19 protein-coding genes are annotated in these 19816 nt (G+C 54.0%); 9 read left to right on the top strand and 10 right to left on the bottom strand.

What is annotated here, in order from left to right; all coding sequences use genetic code 11:
* Nucleotide 1: 1 nt before the first annotated feature.
* The 4 genes from ACZ5EH_RS02370 to ACZ5EH_RS02355 form a co-directional block, all read right to left on the bottom strand.
* A complete protein-coding gene (locus tag ACZ5EH_RS02370; RefSeq protein WP_464276541.1) occupies nt 2-1012 on the bottom strand; it encodes a glycosyltransferase family 4 protein in 1011 nt (336 codons plus the stop codon).
* Nucleotides 1013-1021: 9 nt separating this feature from the next.
* A complete protein-coding gene (locus ACZ5EH_RS02365) occupies nt 1022-1414 on the bottom strand; it encodes a VOC family protein (RefSeq protein ID WP_464276540.1) in 393 nt (130 codons plus the stop codon).
* 140 nt (nt 1415-1554) lie between these two features.
* Nucleotides 1555-2088: a ferritin-like domain-containing protein gene (locus tag ACZ5EH_RS02360; RefSeq protein ID WP_464276539.1), complete on the bottom strand. Its 534-nt coding sequence runs from the start codon at nt 2086-2088 to the stop codon at nt 1555-1557.
* Nucleotides 2089-2286: 198 nt separating this feature from the next.
* Nucleotides 2287-2739: a Fur family transcriptional regulator gene (locus tag ACZ5EH_RS02355; protein ID WP_464276538.1), complete on the bottom strand. Its 453-nt coding sequence runs from the start codon at nt 2737-2739 to the stop codon at nt 2287-2289.
* 338 nt (nt 2740-3077) lie between these two features.
* Between ACZ5EH_RS02355 and ACZ5EH_RS02350 the strand changes: the two genes are divergently transcribed.
* The 8 genes from ACZ5EH_RS02350 to ACZ5EH_RS02315 all read left to right on the top strand — a co-directional run bounded on the left by ACZ5EH_RS02350 (nt 3078) and on the right by ACZ5EH_RS02315 (nt 12159).
* Complete coding sequence (locus ACZ5EH_RS02350; RefSeq protein WP_464276537.1) at nt 3078-3422, top strand: carboxymuconolactone decarboxylase family protein; 345 nt, start codon at nt 3078-3080, stop codon at nt 3420-3422.
* Between the two features lie 162 nt (nt 3423-3584).
* On the top strand, nt 3585-5495 hold the full coding sequence (locus ACZ5EH_RS02345) for an ATP-binding cassette domain-containing protein (RefSeq protein ID WP_464278250.1): 1911 nt from the start codon (nt 3585-3587) through the stop codon (nt 5493-5495).
* 81 nt (nt 5496-5576) lie between these two features.
* Nucleotides 5577-6215: a LysE family translocator gene (locus tag ACZ5EH_RS02340; protein WP_464276536.1), complete on the top strand. Its 639-nt coding sequence runs from the start codon at nt 5577-5579 to the stop codon at nt 6213-6215.
* A gap of 210 nt (nt 6216-6425) precedes the next feature.
* Complete coding sequence (locus ACZ5EH_RS02335) at nt 6426-7460, top strand: LacI family DNA-binding transcriptional regulator (protein ID WP_464276535.1); 1035 nt, start codon at nt 6426-6428, stop codon at nt 7458-7460.
* A gap of 45 nt (nt 7461-7505) precedes the next feature.
* Nucleotides 7506-8513 (top strand): ABC transporter substrate-binding protein, encoded by a 1008-nt coding sequence (locus tag ACZ5EH_RS02330; protein WP_464276534.1) that lies wholly within the window; start codon nt 7506-7508, stop codon nt 8511-8513.
* Nucleotides 8514-8588: 75 nt separating this feature from the next.
* Nucleotides 8589-9404, top strand: a complete 816-nt coding sequence (locus tag ACZ5EH_RS02325; RefSeq protein WP_464276533.1) for an ABC transporter permease — start codon at nt 8589-8591, stop codon at nt 9402-9404.
* Nucleotides 9401-11317 carry an ATP-binding cassette domain-containing protein gene (locus tag ACZ5EH_RS02320; protein WP_464276532.1) on the top strand — a complete coding sequence of 639 codons (1917 nt, stop codon included), beginning with the start codon at nt 9401-9403 and terminating at the stop codon, nt 11315-11317. The genes ACZ5EH_RS02325 and ACZ5EH_RS02320 overlap by 4 nt, the downstream gene beginning before the upstream one ends.
* Nucleotides 11317-12159: a phosphodiesterase gene (locus tag ACZ5EH_RS02315; protein WP_464276531.1), complete on the top strand. Its 843-nt coding sequence runs from the start codon at nt 11317-11319 to the stop codon at nt 12157-12159. Before ACZ5EH_RS02320 ends, ACZ5EH_RS02315 begins: the two co-directional genes overlap by 1 nt.
* 12 nt (nt 12160-12171) lie before the next feature.
* On the opposite strand, the gene ACZ5EH_RS02310 is transcribed toward ACZ5EH_RS02315, so the two are convergent.
* The 4 genes from ACZ5EH_RS02310 to ACZ5EH_RS02295 form a co-directional block, all read right to left on the bottom strand.
* Nucleotides 12172-12378 (bottom strand): DUF2905 domain-containing protein, encoded by a 207-nt coding sequence (locus ACZ5EH_RS02310; RefSeq protein WP_464276530.1) that lies wholly within the window; start codon nt 12376-12378, stop codon nt 12172-12174.
* A gap of 233 nt (nt 12379-12611) precedes the next feature.
* Nucleotides 12612-13472: a LuxR C-terminal-related transcriptional regulator gene (locus ACZ5EH_RS02305; RefSeq protein WP_464276529.1), complete on the bottom strand. Its 861-nt coding sequence runs from the start codon at nt 13470-13472 to the stop codon at nt 12612-12614.
* A 102-nt stretch (nt 13473-13574) separates the two neighbouring features.
* A complete protein-coding gene (locus tag ACZ5EH_RS02300) occupies nt 13575-14084 on the bottom strand; it encodes a PAS domain-containing protein (protein WP_464276528.1) in 510 nt (169 codons plus the stop codon).
* Nucleotides 14085-14379: 295 nt separating this feature from the next.
* Complete coding sequence (locus ACZ5EH_RS02295; RefSeq protein WP_464276527.1) at nt 14380-16449, bottom strand: ATP-binding protein; 2070 nt, start codon at nt 16447-16449, stop codon at nt 14380-14382.
* Between the two features lie 711 nt (nt 16450-17160).
* Here ACZ5EH_RS02295 and ACZ5EH_RS02290 point away from each other — a divergent pair.
* The gene (locus ACZ5EH_RS02290; RefSeq protein ID WP_464276526.1) at nt 17161-17541 is read left to right on the top strand and encodes a DUF3568 family protein; all 381 of its coding nucleotides are present in this window, start codon (nt 17161-17163) and stop codon (nt 17539-17541) included.
* A gap of 135 nt (nt 17542-17676) precedes the next feature.
* Here ACZ5EH_RS02290 and ACZ5EH_RS02285 read toward each other — a convergent pair whose 3' ends face one another.
* Together ACZ5EH_RS02285 and ACZ5EH_RS02280 are read right to left on the bottom strand one after the other, a co-directional pair.
* Nucleotides 17677-18000 (bottom strand): antibiotic biosynthesis monooxygenase, encoded by a 324-nt coding sequence (locus ACZ5EH_RS02285; RefSeq protein WP_464276525.1) that lies wholly within the window; start codon nt 17998-18000, stop codon nt 17677-17679.
* 67 nt (nt 18001-18067) lie between these two features.
* Complete coding sequence (locus ACZ5EH_RS02280; protein WP_464276524.1) at nt 18068-19813, bottom strand: PAS domain-containing sensor histidine kinase; 1746 nt, start codon at nt 19811-19813, stop codon at nt 18068-18070.
* Nucleotides 19814-19816 lie beyond the last annotated feature (3 nt).

Genomic DNA, 19816 nt, shown 5'->3' with positions numbered 1-19816 from the left:
ATCAGAAATTGAGAAGAGAGCAGATTTTTTTTCCTATGTTGTCTGGTGCGTAAGCCCGCATATCCTCCATGGCCTGCGTGCATACGGGGGGCGTTTCGCCTTTTTCCCAATAACGCAGGACCTTGCGCATGAGGTGCGCCAGATGTCCCGGGTCTGGCACGGCCCACTGCATTTCCCGGGTGTATAAAGGAATACGCGAACACATTTCCGCGGAAACAGCATCCAGTGTGTAGCGCACGGGGTAGCTGTTGGCCTGGGTCATAAAATGCATGTTGCCGCTCCAGCCTGTGGCAATCACGGGGGTACCTGCCGCCATGGCCTCTGAAAGTGAGAGCCCCCATGCTTCGGCATGGTGCGGGCTGACGCAGCAGTGGCACAGGGCGTGGAGTGCTGCGAGCTCCTCGCTGGGGAGTTCCTCTTCAATGCTGATGATGCCGGGCAGGTTCGAAAGGTCCCACGGGTGGCGGTATTGCTTGACCACAAGCCGTACGTCATCGCGGCGAGAAAAATGTTGTGTGTAGGTTTCTAGCAGCAGTTTCAGGTTTTTTCGCGGATTGACCGAATCCACAATGGTGTAAAAGTAAAAGCGCCCCTCTGTGTAACGTATGCGTTTGCGGACCGCCTCCATTGCTTCGGGGGGTGGGGTTCTTTTTTCTGCCGGATGGGGAACGACATCCACCTTGCAATGGGGCGCAAAAGCCTGTGCGGAAAAGTCCGAGCAGGTCCAGACGCGGTGCACGTGCTGCAATTGCTCCCTGTATTGCTTTGGCAGCGTCTCTGTTTCCCATACGCCATAACCGACCACCGTGCCCCCCCGTGCCGTGAAGGGGGCGAGTTGCAACCGGGTGGCAAGCGCCCCCCAGTTGAGAGGGTCATCGTGCAGCACAACCACGTCGGCTTCTGAAACGGCAGGAACCAGGCGCGCTCCTGCCATTTGCAGGGCCTTCATGTTCGCCTTCCCAGCGATTTTGTGGCTGATATATTCACTCAAATGGTAATAGATGCCTGCCATGGCCCCGGTCTAGTCCTTGTAGTATTGGCTGTATTCTGCTGTGGGGGGGATTGGGGTGTAGATGTAGATGGTCACGCCGTAAGGGTCCGTGGTGGCAAAACCGCGGTCCCCCCAGGGGTGGTCTTCCAGAGACATTATCATTGTAAGGCCGGCGTCTGCCAGACGCTGGTGCACGGCGTCCACGTCATCCACCTGAAAATTGCAGGTAAGTCCTCCGGCATAGCGGGGGTGCTCAGGCGATTGCGCCTGCATGAACTGCATGGAGCAATCATTCCCAAAGGAAATGTTCAGGTACCAACCGCAGTCAAAAACAATGCGTGCATCAAGGTGTGTCTGGTAGAAGTCGCGTGCCGGTTGCACGTCTTCCACAATGATGCAGGGGGAAATGTCGCTGATGTTCATGTGTTGCTCCCGGGCTATTAGGTGCGTTTCATTGTAGCTACCGACAGGGGGCGCAGAAAGCAAGTGTGCAACAAAAACGCCCCGCACCAGGAAATTGATGCGGGGCGTTATCAGTCAGCGTTTTTCAAGAGCAAGGTGGGTTATTCTCCCTGGCTCACAAAGCTCTTGGTGGAACCACCAGTAGAAGCGGAGGTGCCAGCGATCTTGGAAAGATAGGTCTCGCCGAGGTCGGCGATGTGGCCGGCAACGTTGTCGAAATGGTTCATGTGCACCTGTTCTTCATCAATGATGGTGTCGAACAGCTTAGCGCTGACGTTGTCGCCCATTTCACGGCAGGTTTTCAGAAGCTGGTTGTAGACATCGATGGTGTTGTCTTCCAGATCTGTGTCAAAGGGGAAGATGGCCTTGACGTCCTGCCCCTTCTGTACTTTGTCGTCCATTTCCGTGGTGGGGTCGCCGCCAAGTTCCTTGATGCGCTCGGCAAATTGCTCGGCATGGCGCATCTCATCGATGGCGATCAGCTTCATGTCACGGGCCAGTTCACCGTAATCCATGTCGTCCAGTGCGTAGTGCTGGATCATATACTGCGAAATTGCAAAAAGCTCCATGGAACGAGCTTTGTTCAGTGCTTCAAGTACCTTAGCGCGGCGTTCTTCCTTTGTCATGTCAGCCATGATCTGCCTCCTGTAAGCGTTTGTATTTGGAGGGGCGGTGCACCGCCTCCGGGGAATGCGACAATCAGTGTATACAAATCCTAATTACGATAAAGCATGTTCCGGAATATTGGCAAGCGCCGGGTGGTTTCAGGGAGCTGCCGCGAAACAACGTGGATATTACGGAAAATGATTATCCGTAGCAAGGGGGAATCTGATTTATGTGCTGCGTTGGCAGGTGGGGCACAGACCGTAAAAATCCAGCCGGTGAGATGTAAGTACAAATCCTGAATTGTTCTTGATTTCCTTGATGATATCTCCAAGGCCGTCCACTTCGGGGTCCACAACGGCGCCGCATTTTGTGCAGATAAGGTGCGGATGCGGGGAAGGATTATGCCCGTCAAAACGATTTTCGCGGCTGCTGAATTCCAGCTCTATCACCTCGCCCATTTGCTTCAGCAGCGTGATGGTCTTGTAGACCGTAGCCAGGCTCATGGAGGGAAATTTATCCAACAGGGCTGTGTGTAATTCATCCACGGTGGGGTGCCCCGGATGCATTATCAGGGCGCGGATGATGGCAACACGTTGGGGTGTCATGCGCAGGCCACGTTCCTGAATCTTGGTCAGAAGGTGGTTCAGGCGTTCTGTGCGCGATTCTTCATGTTCAGACATTGCAAATAATCACTTGTAAAAAATAACTTATAAAATAAAACGTTGTGCATCTGTTTGTTGGCGCATGCGGAAACGAGAAATACGCCACTATAATGAAAGTACGCCAGAAACTGGGGAACGGTCAACATCTTATGTTTTTGTAAGCGTTATTTTGCTTTGCCCTACTGCTGAGATGCTGCCCCACTGGTGCGCTTACGCATCTATACGGAAGGCAAGGTGGGAAAAATAATGGAGTATCAGTGCTTCTTCTTGGCTTCATGAAGAATGTTCATTTGCACCAGCCCTTCTGGTGATGCAGGGTGCGACATGAAATTTGCAAACCCCAAAAGGAGGCAACAATGCTGGAGAGTCAGTTGGACCTGCATAAAAAGATTGGTGAGCAATGGAGCAAGTATCGGGAAATTTTGCCGGATGTGGCGGATGCTTATGACGCCCTGCCGCAAGAGGTATATAAGGATGGCGTGCTCACGGGCAAGACAAAGCGGCTGATGGCCTTGGCGGGTGCGCTTATCGGCGGCTGCCGCGCCTGTATCCTGTTTCAGACAGAGCATGCTCTGAACCTGGGCGCCACTCCGGAAGAAATACTGGAGACCTGTGCTGTGGCCATATCTCTCGGGGGCACCATGGCAGGGGGGCAGACCACCCGCGTGGTGGGACTTCTGGAAGAGAAGGGACTTATATAAAAAAGGGCAGTTATCCCCTACTGCCTGTCAGCAATACAAATATGTACAGGGCGGCCCCTTAGAAGGGGGCTGCCCTTTTTGGGTTTTTTTCTCTGCCATGCCCACCACATCTGGGCAGGGCACCAGTTGCGTCCGTCCGCAAAACCTGTCATCTCCCCCTCCATGGCTCAAATAAGTGTTCACAACTTGCACAAGGCATTTGCCGGCCCGCCTCTTCTGGATGGTGTTTCCTTTCAGGTACAGCCTGGAGAGCGGATATGCATTGTCGGGCGCAATGGCGAAGGAAAAAGCACGCTGCTGCGGCTCATGAGCGGTGACCTGCAACCTGATGCGGGCGAAATCGCCTGGGAAAAGGGGCTGCGTGTCGCCCGGCTTTCCCAGAAGGTGCCAGAGGAAACCACGGGGGAAATTTGGGACGTGGTGACTCAAGGGATGGGGCGTTTGGGTGAAGTGCTGGCGAAATATCACCACGTAAGCCAGAACCCTGACGTCACGCCTGAGGATTTGGCTGCAGCGCAAACCGCCCTGGAACGTCAGGGAGGGTGGGAAGCCTTGGCTGAAGTGGAGGCCGTGCTCTCCAAGCTGGGACTCGATGGTGCAGCCCGTTTTGAAAATCTTTCTGGCGGTCTCAAGCGGCGGGCGCTGCTCGCACGCGCCCTGGCCAGTTCCCCGGACGTGCTGCTTCTCGATGAACCGACCAACCATCTGGACATCGACTCCATTGCCTGGCTCGAAGACTATCTGTTGCGCAAGGTGCGAACCCTGGTTTTCATCACCCATGACCGCGCCTTTTTGCGGCGGGTGGCCACCCGTATCATCGAGCTTGACCGGGGCGCGCTTGCCGATTGGAGCTGTGATTACGACACGTTTTTGGAACGCAAGAACGCCCTCCTTGAAGCTGAGGAAAAGGAGTGGGCCGAGTTCGATAAAAAACTGGCCCGCGAAGAAACCTGGATTCGTCAGGGCATAAAGGCGCGGCGCACCCGCAACGAGGGACGCGTACGCGCGCTTAAACAGATGCGCCGCGAGCGGCAGGCCCGGCGCGAGCGCACCGGTTCGGCCAATTTTTCCATGCAAGGGGCAGAGCGCTCCGGCAAGATTGTCATCCAGGCGGAAAACGTTTCTTTTGGATGGGGCGACACCGTTCTGTTCAAACCTTTTGACCTCAGAATCTCCCGTGGCGACCGTGTTGGGCTCATTGGACCCAATGGCGCGGGCAAGACAACGCTTATCCGCCTGCTTCTTGGTGAACTCACCCCAACAAGTGGAACCGTGCGCCTGGGCACCAATCTGGAGACCATCTATTTTGACCAGCATCGCGAACAGTTGAACCCTGAGACACGTGTGCGCGATACAATTGCCGACGGCAACGACCAAGTGGTAATCCAGGGCAAGGCCCGCCACATAATAGGGTATCTGAAGGATTTTCTTTTTCCTCCGGAGCGCGCCAACAGTCCCGTGAGCGTGCTTTCCGGCGGCGAGCGCAACAGGTTGCTGCTGGCGCGCCTGTTCACGCGCCCCTCCAATTTTCTGGTAATGGACGAACCCACAAACGACCTGGACGCGGAAACGCTGGAGCTATTGGAAGAGCAATTGGCCGAATACCAGGGTACTGTGGTTCTGGTCAGCCACGACCGTGCTTTTCTGGATAACGTCGTCACCAGCACCATTGCTCTGGAGGGAGAAGGGCGGGTAGCTGAATACGTGGGCGGATATGAAGACTGGCTGCGGCAACGGCCGCAACCTGCCACGGCGGAAAAAAAGCCCGCTCAAAAGCAGGAGACAAAGCCAAAGATCGTCCCCCAGGACAAACCCAGAAAATTGAGCTTCAAGGAGCAGCGTGAAAAGCAGGAGTTGGAGCGGGAGCTCGAAGAACTGCCCCTGCGTATCGAGAAGCTGGAAAAACAAGTGGAAGCAGCGCAACTCAAGCTTGCCTCACCAGAGTTGTATACAGGGGGCAAGGATGAGGTCACGACTGCCAAACAGCAGCTTGAAGCGTTGGAAGCTGCGTTGGAACAGGCTTTTGAGCGCTGGAGCGCAGTGGAGGCGCGGCTGGAGGAATTGAGTGAGTGAGGGCGCGCAGTGTTGCTTTTGGATAGAAGAGGGAATAGCTTTGGCGGGCAATAACGCGAATGACCACCTTCTGGAGATCCCATGATTTTTGCTTATGACCTGCAACACTGGTTGACCTTTTTTGCCGCGGCGTTCCTGCTCAATCTCGCCCCTGGGCCGGACCTGGCCTATATTCTGGCGCACACAGTACGTGGCGGGCGCGCTTCTGGCTTTGCCGCCATGCTCGGCATCTGGACTGGGGCGCTGGGGCATGTGCTTTTTGCCGCTCTGGGCCTGTCTGCGTTGATAGTGGCTTCGTCGCTGGCTTTTGGCATCGTTAAATATGCAGGCGCGGCCTATCTCCTTTGGCTGGGCGTGCAGGCTTTGCGCTCCAAGGGTGGCTTCAGCGTTGATACAAGTGGCGCGGCCCCTCTTTCTTTGCGGCGCACATTCATGCAGGGCGCTTTCATCGACCTCCTGAATCCCAAGGTAGCCATCTTTTTTCTGGCGTTTTTGCCCCAGTTCGTAGCGCCTGAAGCCGGGCCGGTGCCGCTGCAACTCATGCTGCACGGGGTGCTGATTATCGTTGTGGCCGCCTTTATAGAGCCGCCCATGATTCTCATGGGGCATGCGGTGACGGAGCGGCTGCGCAACAACAAGCGTTTTTGCACCTGGCTGGACAGAAGTCTGGGCGCATTTTTTATATTTTTGGGACTGCGTCTGGCTGCCAGCGAACGCTAGAGGTCTGTTTTTTTAGCTTTTTCACCGGCGTCGGGGGTCACCCCGTCGCCGGTTTTTTGTTTTCCGGATACCCACCCCCCTGATCCTGCCTTTCTTCATACTGTCATAGAACGTTCACAGCGACGTCACCACAGCCCCTCCCTTATGGAGGTAGGGATGCACCATTGACTGGAGCACGACAGGTGTAAACGTTTACATTGCGGGGCCGTCATGGGGTCTTCACCTACTTTCAAGGATGTCGCAAGAGTTGCAGGGGTTTCCCTCGCTACGGTTTCACGCTGTGTAAACACTCCAGAACTGGTGAGCGAAGAAACCAGGGAGCGGGTGGAGCAGGCCATGGAAAACCTGCACTACCGCTACAATTCCCTGGCCAGGAGCTTTGCGACCCGCACCAGCAGAACGCTGGGTGTTGTTCTGCCAAGCATTACCAACCCGGTCTTTGCCGAATCCACACGCGGCATTCAGGATGCCGTGGCGGAACGCGATTATCAGATATTCCTTGCCAATACGGACTATGACCGGGACAAGGAATTTCCCCTCATCCGCAACATGCGCCAGCACCAGATCGACGGCTTGATTCTCACGTCTTCCGGATTGGCAAGCAAATCTGGACAACCCGAAGGGCGCGGCGTGCAAGAGTTGCTGCAGGACAGATTTCCCTGTGTGCTGCTTTACAGCACCATCAGACAGGGGCCGCTGAGTTCCGTGGGGGTTGATAATGTGATGGGCGGTGAAATGGCCGCCCGTTATTTATGGGAGCAGGGGCACCGGCATATTGCCATGCTTGCGGGCTCGTTCGCCATGTCTGACCGCAGCCGGGACAGGTATGACGGCTTCAAAAATTTCCTGATGGACAAAGGGTGTTTCAAACGCACCCTGGTCAAGGAAATCGGTTTTGACATGGGGGAATGCAACACGGCGCTGGCAGGACTTTTTTCTGTGAACGAGCGCCCCACCGCACTTTTCTGCTCAAACGACCTGCTCGCCGTGGCTGCCATTGCAGAGCTGCGGGAAATGGGCTTGGACGTTCCCCGTGATGTTTCCGTCATGGGCTTTGATGATGTTTCTCTTGCCGGGTTTGTCAGCCCCGGCCTCACCACCATTCGCCAGCCCGTTTATGAAATGGGGCGTTTGGGCGCCGAATTGCTTTTTGATCTGCTGCAGAATCCTGAGAAGGAACCTGCGCACAAATTGCTTCCCTTGGAATTGGTTGTTCGAGGAACCGTAGCCGCGTTGGGTGCGTAGCTGCGCGGACCATTATCAATAGAAAATCTTGGAAGGAGAATGGACATGAAAGCGTTTACATCAGCTGTTGGGGCTCTGGCCCTGGTGCTCATGCTCGGCTCTGTGTGCTGGGCCATGGATCAGGCCATTTGTTACAACTGCCCCCCGGAGTGGGCGGACTGGAAGACGCAGCTCAAGACCATTGAAAAGGAAATCGGCATTTCGCTGCCCCACGATAACAAGAACTCGGGGCAGACCCTTTCCCAGCTCATTGCGGAGAAGGCCAATCCTGTGGCGGATGTCGCATATTACGGTGTTTCCTTCGGTATCAAGGCCAAGGAAGAGGGCGTTATCGCGCCGTACAAGCCTGCGCATTGGGATGAAATCCCCGACGGTCTCAAGGACCCGGATGGTTACTGGTTCACCATCCATTTTGGCACCATCGGCTTTTTCGTGAACAAGGACGCCTTGGAAGGCAAGCCAGTGCCCAAGTCCTACGAGGATTTGCTGGACCCCATGTATGAAGGCATGATCGGCTATCTGGACCCCACCAGCGCCTTTGTTGGTTATGCGGGCGCCGTGGCGGTGAACGAGTCTCTGGGCGGCAGCCTGGATGATTTCACGCCTGCCATTGAATTTTTCAAGAAGCTGAAGGCCAACAACCCCATCGTTCCCAAGCAGACGTCCTACGCACGGGTGCTTTCTGGTGAAATTCCCATTCTTTTCGACTATGATTTCAACGCTTATCGCGCCAAATACAAAGATAAGGCCAATGTTGAGTTCGTGATTCCCGAGGAAGGCTCCATCATCGTTCCCTATGTGATGAGCCTGGTGAAAAACGCGCCGCATACTGAACAGGGCAAGAAAGTGCTGGATTTCGTACTGAGCGACAAAGGCCAGGCTGTTTGGGCCAATGCCTACCTGAAGCCGGTGCGCTCAAGCGCCCTGAGCCCGGAAGTAGCCGCCAAGTTTCTGCCCGCTTCCGAGTATGAACGCGCCAAGCCCATTGATTACAGTAAGATGGCAACCAGTCAGAATACCTTCAGCGAGCGTTATCAGAAGGAAGTACGGTAAACAGTTCTGTCTTTCCGGCATGCGGCATGTCGCCGCATGCCGGATTGCGGGATAAAGTAAAAGGTGAATGCATCCATGCGTAGGCAGCATCTGCTCCTGCTATTGGCGCCGATGGTGGCAATTTTTGGGGCTTTTTTCCTCTTACCGCTTGCCAAATTGCTGGTGGTTTCTTCTGCCCAGCAGACGGGCGCGCTTTACCTGGAAGCGCTCACGGCGAGCAGGTATCTGAAAAGCCTGGGGTATACGGTGGTTCTGTCCCTTGCGGTCACTGTTGTTTCCCTGGCTCTTTCCGGCGTTGTGGGCGTATTTTTCGCGCGCAACAGTTTTCCCGGGCAAAGGATACTCATGTCCATGCTCACCTTTCCCCTGGCGTTTCCAGGTGTTGTGGTGGGGTTCATGATTATCCTGCTGGTGGGCAGGCAAGGCCTGGTGGGCGAAGTGACCAAAGCGGTCACGGGAAGCAAGGTGGTGCTGGCCTATTCCCTTGGGGGGCTGTTTCTGGGCTATTTATATTTTTCCATTCCCAGGGTGGTGGCTACCATCAAGGCTGCAGCAGAAAAGATCGACCCCTCGCTGGAGGAAGCGGCGAGGTCCTTGGGGGCATCGCCCTGGCTGGTGTTGAAGGATGTGCTGGTGCCGGCGCTGACCCCAGCCTTTGTGGCTTCCGGGGCCATCTGTTTCGCCACCTCCATGGGCGCCTTTGGCACAGCCTTCACTTTGGCCGCTGGTATAGATGTGCTGCCCATCACCATCTACACGGAGTTCACCCTGTCTGCGAATATCGCCATGGCCGCGGCTCTGTCCATTATTCTGGCGGGCATTACCTGGCTGACGCTGCTGCTTGCCAGGTGGGCCACAGGTGAACGAAGCATAGGAGCGGCGGCAGGATGACCAGAAACAGGATTTTGTTCTACGTGCAACTTGGGCTGACCCTGCTGTGTTGCCTGTTCCTTATCGTTCCCGTGATCCAGTCAGTGCTGGCTGGTGTTACGGAAAATTATTTCAAGGGCATATCCAGCGGCCTGACCCTGCGGTGGCTGGTAGAGATGTGGGAGCTTTACGCCGACACCATTTTTCGGTCCATGGGTATTGCCTTCATGTGTCTGCTGGTGTGTCTGGCAGCGGGCGTACCGGCCGCCTATGTGCTTACGCGCAGTAACAGCCGCTGGAGTCGCCTGCTTCAGGAACTGCTGGTCCTGCCCCTTGCTGTGCCGGGGTTGGCAATCGCCATGGGTATCCTGCTTGTTTTTGGCGGCTTTACCAGCTTTCGGCAGTCAAATTTGTTCATCCTCACCGGTCATGTTGTCTTTTGCCTGCCGTTCATGGTCCGCTCGGTCAGCGCCGTGCTGGGCATGCTGGACCTGAAGATTTTGGAAGAAGGGGCGGCCAGCCTGGGGGCAGGATTCTGGCGACGCTTCCTGGAAGTCATCGTGCCTTCTGCCGTGCCAGGCATCCTGGCCGGCTCGCTGATGGTATTTACTCTGTCAGTGGGAGAATTCAACCTTACCTGGATGTTGCATACGCCCTTGACCAAAACGCTTCCTGTGGGATTGGCCGATAGCTATGCCTCCATGCGGTTGGAAATCGGCTCGGCCTACACGGTGGCTTTTTTTCTGATCATCATTCCCGTGCTGGTGGCCATGCAATGGCTGGCCAGATTGCACGAAACCCGGACGCGGAAGACCGCCGCGTCGGCAGCCAAGGAGATGGCATCCATGGAGCCTGGTGGCATTACCGCCTCGACAGCCGGATTCACGGGCGCGTCAGTGCAGCTTACGCACTGCGCCAAGACCTTTGCCGACGGCACCAAGGCCCTCGAGCCTTTGGAGCTGTCCATAGCGCAGGGCGAAACCCTTGTCTTCCTGGGACCTTCAGGCTGCGGCAAAACCACGACCCTCAGAATCATTGCGGGGCTGGAAAGCCCGGACAAAGGGGGCATGGTTCTTTTTGATGGTGAGGACGTGACCAGGACGCCCATCGAGCGGCGCAACGTGGGCATGGTGTTCCAGAACTACGCTCTGTTTCCAAATATGAGCGTGCTGGACAACGTGGCCTACGGGCTGAAAGTACGCGGTGAGTCCCGACGGCAACGGCATGCAGGCGCCATGGAAATGCTTGAAATGATGCGTATAGCCGATCTTGCATCGCGGCATGTGGACCAGCTCTCTGGCGGACAGCGACAGCGGGTTGCCCTGGCAAGGGCGCTGGTGGTGCGCCCCAAGGTGTTGCTGCTGGATGAACCGTTGACCGCTCTGGATGCCAAACTTCGCGAAGTGCTGCGCGCCGAGATTGATATGTTGCTGAAATCCCTCGGTGTTACAGCAGTCTATGTGACACACGATCAGGCCGAAGCAATGGCCCTGGGTGACAGGATCGCCGTCATGGACAAGGGGCGCATCATACAGATCGGCACGCCACGGGACATCTATTTCAACCCGGCTGACCATTTTGTCGCCGACTTCATAGGCGTTTTCAACAAGCTGCAAGCCACCACAAATGGCGAAGGACTGCGGGTCGGGGCCTCAGGCCGTATTCCCATGGATTGTTTGAGCAGTCCCTTGCATGAAAACGCGAGCAACGCGGCGATGGATGTGTTCTTTCGGCCGGAGGACGCGCGCATCGACGAAAAGGGGACACTTCAGGGCGCCATAGAATCCTCGCTTTTTCTGGGGGATAAAGTGAGACTGCTCGTTCGTCTTGGCGACGGGCAGGTGGTGAAGCTGGATGCGCCTGGAAAGCAGCGTTATGTGACGGGCGCCCCCGTAAATGTTGCTCTTGATCCAGCCTCGGTGATGGTGCTTTGATGCTGCTAGCCCAAATAAGCGATCTACACATCACAGGTGGCGACGCCCTGGCTTATGACGTTGTCGATACAACGACAGCAGCCAGGAGAACAGTAGCATATCTTGAAAAGTTAACGCCTGCGCCGGACCTGATGCTTGTGACGGGCGACGTCACCGACGATGGCAGCAAAGAAGCTTACGCGACTGCCCGGGATATTTTGCGCAACGTTGCCGCGCCCCTTTTGGTGGTGCCAGGGAATCACGACCACAAAGAGCGGCTGCAGCAGGCATTTGGCCAGCAGACCGCCTGCACAGACATGGTGGCAGGGCGATTGTGTTGCCAGTTCATGCTCCCCCCATTTATGTTGGTGGGGGTGGATTCTGCCATCCCTGGCAAACACGGAGGGGGGCTGCCTCCGGAGGTTCTGGAATGGCTCGACCAGATATTGCATGACGGACAGGGCATGCCTACCGTGGTTTTCATGCATCACCCGCCATTTGCCGTGGGGATAGGCAACATGGACGCCGAGACCTTTGTAGGGCGCGAGGCACTGGAAGAGGTGCTGTCCCGCCACCAGCATGTTGTGCGGTTGCTCACCGGGCATGTGCACCGCCCTTTGCTGCGTCAGTTTGGCGGCACTTTGGCAGCCGGAGCGCCCTCCACCGCCATGCAACTTGCACTGGATTTGACGGCGGATGCGCCCTCCCAATTTGTGATGGAACCGGGGGGGGTGGCGCTGCATTTCTGCCCTGACCCAAAAGCTGCCAGGCCTGAGTTGGTCACCCATTTCGGGCTGTTGCCTGATCCTGAGCGCCCCTTCAGTGGGCCGCATCCTTTTTTCGGAGTTGTATCGCCGGAGTAGTCAGGAAGGGCTTCAGCGCCGGAAGATGTTTATCAGAATGGTCAGCACTATGCTGACTACGAGCATGGATGTGATGGGAATGAAAACCTTGGTGCGCCCGGATTCATAGCGGATGTCGCCGGGGAGTTTGCCGAACCAGTGCAGCAGCCAGGGGGCAAAGTGCAATACAAGACCGATTGCCACAAGAATGCACCCCGTGATGATTATCCAGCGAGCCATTGAATCCCTTTGTTGTTAGAAAATGGGAGTCCGTCGCATCCGCCAACGTGCAGTTTTTTACCTCTCCTGCCGAAATATGCAAACAAGGCTGCCGCTGTGCTTGTTGCCTGGATGACAGTTGGCTCAAGGGCGCTTGTCCTGCAGCGCAAAGGTAGACTCGGAGTGCAAAAAAATGCCTGAGCACAGCGTGGTGGAAGCTGTGCTCAGGCTATATAACATCAGAAGGCGAAGGGTCAGGCCCATTGAGCTGGAGCCAGGCGCCCTCTGGTACGTATGAACATTTGCAAGGAAGCCTTGCTTCCGTTGAGCCCCAGTTTACGGCGGATGTTCTTGCGGTGGGTCTGCACTGTTTCAAAGGTCAGGTGCAGGTTGCTGGCGATTTCCTTTGTGGAGGAGCCATCGCGTACTAGGCGGCATACTTCGATTTCCCGCGGCGTCAAAACCTGAAACAGGGGATCGGCCATGCCGGGGCGGTATTCACTGGGCTTGCTCGCATGGATTGCAGACGCGGGTTTTTTGGGTTGCGTCCTGGGTTTATCGTGGGCGATGTCGTGTGGTTCCACGGCGACGTCAATGGCTGCAGAGGCGGGTGCGGCTTCGCCGTAAAGGGCGTCACGCATATGCACCTGAGTATCGGGCTGCTTTTCCGGCTCCTGTTTACGGGGCAAGGGCTTGGGATCGAAAAGCAGGTGGTAGATGCCATTTTGCGGGGTGCCCCAACCGAAATTCTCCAGCTTGCTGACGTGTACTTCACCCGTAACCGTTCCCTTGCTGGTGGGGATGGAGATACGGGATGTCAGTTGTTCATCGCTGATGGAGGAAAAAGCTCTGCAGAGTGACTCCCCTTCTGCAAAAATCGAGGAGAGGCTGCTGCCAATGAGTGATCTGATGGTGAACATTTTATTGGCTGCCGGGTTGGCGTCGATGATCTGGCCGCCTTCATTTGCCAGGAGCATGGCATGGGGGGCTTCTTCAAAGATCGTTCTGAATATCCCTTTTTCGGCACTTGCATCGTTTTCAGGTGCAGAAGGAGAGAAATGAAATGGAACGACATTTTCGAAATTACTGCTCTTTTCGATTGTCAGGTTCTGCATGATAGTTTCCTCCGTATTGCAAATAGCAATGTTAGCTCTGCCGCTACTGATCCACGGCTGTGCAAAGTATCTCTATTGAATGAAAAATGACCATTTTTTCGTTCACATTGTTTGGTTGTGGAGCTCTTTCCGCATGGTCTTCAGAACATGGCTTAAATCTCTAACCATCGTGTCTATATATTCGGGGTCATGCGATCGGGCCGTGACGTCAATGCCCACTGCCAGGTAGGCCGCAGTGTCGCCCTCTGGGGTGAAAAATGCGTGATGTACCCACAGTTGTCTGCGAAGGCCGTCGCCATCGTGCTGCACGTCGTGCGCTATGCTGCAAGCAGGATTTGCAGGTGAGAGTTTGCTGACGGATTGGCTCACGTGCATAACGTCTTCTCTTGGCACGAGATGGATGAAGTTTTTTCCCAAGAGAGCTTTTTTTTCCATTTGAAAATAGTCGCAGTACGTCTCGTTAACGTAGGTAAGCTCACCTTGGGTGGAGTAGGCCATGACAAGGTAGTCTGGCTTTTTCCAGGGTGTATGGGGAGCTATGCTCCCTGCCGCCAGGGTTTTGGAAACGTTGCCGTTGTCCTGGCTTTGGATTTTTTCTGAACCTGTATTCATGGTTGCCTCCATAACCTTCTTGCCCATGTTCCACTTGTTTTTTGCTGCAGGTGGGCAAGTCTCTTCAGTTTAGTCTTCTACAGGGCAACCAAGAAAAGCGCTGTCGGCAACGCAGGGAAGGTTGGTGTCAAAAAAAAAGAATATGTCTGTAGGATGAACGCCTACAGGATTTGAAATGATATACTATATTGAAAAGTTGGGCATGTTCTTGCCCGCAAGCAACAGGGGAAGGCGGAAAAAAGCGCGGTAAGAGATGAGGAAAGGTTTTACTGTTCGTATAGAGAAAATAGATTTTCTAGCAGAAAATTGTAGGAGGAAATTCAATAGTAAACGTGCTCCCCTTCCCCAGTTGCGAATGAGCTGTAATGACGCCGTCGTAGTTCGCCACAATCAACTTGCAAATGGCCAGGCCCAGGCCGGTGCCTTTAGCCCTGTCGGAAAGTGTATCATCACGGGTTACCTGATAGAAACGATCGAAAATCTTCGCCAGCTCAGCGGGGGGAATTCCTCGCCCCTGGTCTGCGACTTCAATGCGCAGGCCACCTGTGGAGGTTTTCTCCATGGTTACGGAGATGATTCCTTCCGGTGTGTGCTTGGCAGCGTTATCCACCAAGTTGACCAGCACCTGAAGCATACGGTCAAAGTCGGCCCAGATGGGGGGCAGTCCTTCCTGGACGGAGGTCTGGACGTCAAGTCTGTCGTTTTCCGCAATGACGAATGACATGATGCTTATGGTATGGGCGACCAGGTCCTTAAGGTCTATGGAGCTGTCATTCCAGTCCACACGACCGCTTTCGATTTTGGAAAGGTCCAGGTAGTCGTTGATCAGACGTGTGAGCCTGCCGCCTTCGGAAATAATGGTCTGCAGGTTGCCGCGGATGCGTTCAATGCGTTTATTGTGGGGTGCCGAGGGGAAGACGTCTTCAGCCAGAAGCGTTTCGTAATCCTTGGCTGCCAGCTTGGCAAAGCCAAGCACCGAGGTCAGGGGCGTCCTGATGTCATGGGACACTGTGGACAGAAAGGCGGACTTGAGTTCGTCCATTTCCATGAGGCTCTGGTTGGCTTCTTCCAGTTCCCTGGTCCGTTCCTCCACTCTTTGTTCCAGCTCTTTATGTGCCTGCTGCAATGCGAATTCAGCCTTTTTTCGTGACGTTACATCACGTATGAATCCAATGATCTGTACTGCCTCTCCGGTGCTCTCATCAATAACCGGGTAGCAATAGACCTCCAGCCATTCAATACTGCTATTGGCCGGCCCATGCTTGGTTTCTATTTCAGTCTGTTTGGAATGCAGGCATCGCAGAGCAGGGCAGCTCTCGCAGGGCTTTTCGTGATCATGTATGCAGAAGTGACATTTCTTGCCAATAAGGGGCATGCTCTCCTTGAACCAGTCCTCCAGGGTCTTGTTGGCATGGATGATGGTCAGGTCCGGTGAAAGCACGCAAATGCCATCTTGAATACTGGTGAGGACGTTGCCCAGGAAGCTCTGGCTTTCACGTAGCTGGTTTTCCGCTCGTTTGCGTTCGTTTATTTCACGTTGCAGGCGGCGGTTCCACCAGAGCATGATGCCCAGGATAATCAGCCCCCCAATGGTGAATTGCAATATGAGACGCCTGACCATGCGGGGGTTGGTGAGCGTCTCATATTCGAGATTTATCCAGCGTTGTTGGATTGCCATGCGTTCCTGCTCTGATATGGCGCCCAGTGTTTTTGTCAGGATTGCAAGCAATTCGGGCTGATTTTTCAGTACGGCCATGGCCAGTTTGTTGTTACCCCATGGGGTTGGGGCAGCAACACGCAGATTGGAGAAGCCTCTTTTGCGAATAATGGCGCTTGCTACCGCCAGGTTGGCTATGCAGGCGTCTGCCTCGCCCAGAGAGACTGCTTCAAGCCGCGACTGGGCGTTTGACTTGAAGATGAAATCGATATCCAGGTCAGGGTACTCATTGGCCAGTTTGCTGTAGTTCGCCAGAGTCTTGATGACGGCGACGCGCTTGTTGTGCAGGTCTTCTATTCCCCCCACAAAGGGGGCATTGTCCCTGGTGATGATGACCAGCGGATATGAAAGATAGGGGCGCGTGAAGAGAAGGTATTCATTGCGTTCAGGGGTGTTTGCGATGCAGGGAAACAGTTCTAGTTGCCCCTTCTTTCCCATTTCGAGCGCTTCTTTGAAAGAAATTCCCAAAACGGGAACCAGGCGGATGCCAAGAAGCTCCTCCATCCTTTTGAGGTAGTCTGAAACCATGCCCTTGAACACTTTTTCCCCGTTTTCCTCCTCCACGTATTGAAAGGGGGGGAAGGCGATACCCACTCCAAGATGCAGTACGGGGTGCTCGTCCAGGTATTTCTGTTCAGAAACCGTCAAGGGGATTTCTGCGCTGTTTGTGACATGCGGGCACAGGGTAAAAAATAAGAATGCGGCAAGACTTGCTGCTGCAAGATTTTGAAGACGTAGGGAAAAAAACTGTGAAAGGATAGATTTCATAAGTAGAACGCGTATCGCAAGCTAAGAGTCTTTTTCGTAAAAACGACACTCATCAAACAACTCCCCCCGACGTACTACTCAAGATACAACCAGCAAATTATCCAGATTGAACTAAAAAAACATAATCCTGCCAATGTGTCCATCCAATGATATTTTTTTTGGATGTTTATTACATTTCAGCGTGCGGTGCATTCTCATTTCCTGGAGCAGCGCCAAAATACTTATATTTCATAAATTCTTGACCAAGTTAGAGCGGGAATGGTATTGGTTTAGTCATATAAAATAGGAAGATCAGAATAGCTCATGGTGTTGGTTTGCTGTTGGTGAAGACGCTACGTATATGAAAAACAGTTTCAGAAGATTGTTTTCTTTTGAAGAGGGAGTTCTGAACTCCATATGACTTGCTGATAGATTTCTGAAGTGCGCAAGTCGGAGTTTTTGCATTGTAATAAGCCATGTGATGCAGGCCATAATATTTGGGGGGCGATAGAACCGCGCGGCTTGGTTTTAACCAATAGCCCTGCGGTGAAGCTGGCAACGGGAGACGTAGGTTCACCGATTAATCGACCCAAGACGAGGAGGTAAGACCACATGGCCCTGACCCGAAGCTTAACCGTTGTTTGTTGTTTACTGCTTGTTGCACAGTTTGCCGGCTGCGCCCATAAGAAGTCTGGCGGCATGGACTACGCCTATACCAACGGGTGGGTTACCTACGAATACAGCGCTTCCAAGACTGCTGTTTTCGATTCCAGTGTACATGGTCTGTATAGTGAATTTGCTGTTATTGAAGAGAAGGACATTGATGCTGAAGGCGCTGAAATCGTTGGTACCTTGGGAGAGCAGCCTGTGGTCGTAGACATGAATGAAATCGCCCCTGGCCAGACGTTGGTCATGGTCAAGGTTGCAGACGCGGGTGACAAGGCGCAGGGTGTGAAAGTGCATAAGGCCATCCAGCGCTATCTGCTGTACTAGTTCGCCTGGTTCCGCCACCGAGGGCGCGAAGGCCGTATTTGCACCCGAGTCGATCGATAAAATGATTGGCGCGGGTGAATGTATGCGATTCCATGACCGGTTGTTTGCTGCAAGAAGCAGGCAGCCGGTCTTTTTTTAGTAATCGCCAGAGAGAAAGGTGGCGAGGGCCACTTCGTAGTGAAGAACATGCGTGTCCGGTACGAGTTGGTATATTTTGTCTTCAGGATATAGTCGCGCCACCTCTATTGCATTCCCCGCGTATTTTTCAATGTCCTCTATGGAATCCCAGTAGGTTATCAGTTTGAATCTGGCGGTTTCATGTTCTTCGCGTATGAGGATTTGCGCACCATGGCATCCTTGGATTGCTGCAGTGTCCTGTACGCCCGTCTTTTGCAGGTATTTGAGAAATCCGTTTTTATGCTCCAAGGGGCACTGCGCGCACCATTCTCGTGCGATCATGATCAACTCCTTTTTGGCAATGACAGTAAGTATTCCAGAATGTTGTAGTAGAAAACTGATGAGGTGATTACGGTGTGTTGTCAGGTGTGATGGGGAGGGTGAAATGGAATTCGCTTCCAGAGTCAGGGCCGGACATGACGTGAATGCTCCCGCCATAGTGTTCCACAATCTGTTTGCATATGGCGAGTCCGAGCCCCGTGCCCGGGATTGAAGCCGCGGCGTTTTCATCGACCTTGAAAAATTTATCGAACACGCGCCCCAACATGGCGGGGGGAATGCCCACACCCGTGTCCTTGACACAGAACTTCAGGTGATTGTTGCTGGCGGAGGCGGAGAGAACGACTTCACCTTCCTTGGTGAATTTCGCTGCATTATGAAGCAGGTTGAGGAACACTTGGCGCAATTTGTCGGGGTCTATAAGCACTTGCGGCAGCTTGGAGGTCATTTCAATGCGAAGTTTTACAGCATCGGTATGCTCAAACAATCCCTGTACTGCTCCAGCAGCCTCGATCACTGCCTTTTCAGGATCAACGTGCTGATCGTACCATACCATGTGGCCTGATTCGATTTTTGCCAGGTCAAGAAACTCGGTTATCAAACGGGTCAACCGTCTGCTTTCTTGCGAGACAATCTCTAGATTGGACAGGATGCGCGTCCGCTTCTTTTGCATTTTCTCTGACAACGGGGAAAGGGGGGGAGGGGGGATTTGCAGAAAGTCTTTTCTGATGAGCTTGGCAAAGCCCATGATAGAAGTCAGAGGGGTGCGCAGTTCGTGGGAAACGGATGAAAGCAGCGCTGATTTTATCCTGTCCAGTTCCTGCAGCCTTTCATTGGCGTCTTCCAGTTCTTGCGCCTTGTTCTCAAGTTCTGCCGTGCGTTCGGCAACCATGGATTCGAGCATTTCGTTCAGGCGTGAAAGCTGTTCCTCTGCACGCTTACGTTCAATGGCCACGGCTACCTGTTCTGAAACCGCCATCATGAAGGCAACGTCTTCCTCGTCATAGTGCCAAGGGTTTTCGTAGTGCTGCAGGGCCATGGCGCCAATGGTATTGCCCCCCAGCATGAGCGGTACACCAAGCCAGACGGCAGGGTCTGTGCCTACCACGGTTATTTCACCTTTGTGCTTTTGCTCTTCAAGATCAGTGTTTCGCAGAAAGAGCGGGCGTCCGGTGCGGATGACACGTAGTGTAAGACTATCTACATCAGCAGAACTCACATTGTGAATATCATAGTATTCATCTCTTTCATCAGAAAAATAGGGGAACACGATCCTGTCATTTTCTTCATCAAGTACGCCGATAAAAAAGTTCGTTGCGTCGACGTGTTTATGAAGAACTATGTGTATCTCAGCGTATAGCTCGGAAATATCACGGGTAGAGCTGATTGCGTTTGCTATCCCATAAAGTGCGCCAATGGTGCGCGACGCTGTAGAGGCTTTTTCTATCTGGGTGAATGTCGTTGCAAATAGCTGCGGCGCCACCATGCTGTGCGCCATGGAAAAATGTTTTATTTGTCCATCCGGGGAAGAGAGTGAAATTGTGGTGTCATTGCGCACAAGGCTTGCAATAATAGTGTCTCGCAGCGGTTGGTCCAGATCGTCCAAAGCGGTTGTGGCGGCTTTGTGCGTACTGAAAGAATTAAGGCCGCGCGAAAAAGCATTGTTGACGTGAAGAATGTTCCCCTGACCGTCATGGAGCACGCACGCAGTGGGGAGCTGTTCGAAAACTGCGGAAAAAACCTCTCCATCAACCATTTGTGGGTTTTTTTGGGGAGTTTCAGGAGATTGGGAGCGTGTGGAGGAGGGAAGTTGCATAGT

Source organism: Desulfovibrio biadhensis (genome assembly GCF_055388615.1).
This window is presented reverse-complemented; position numbering and strand designations above follow the sequence as displayed.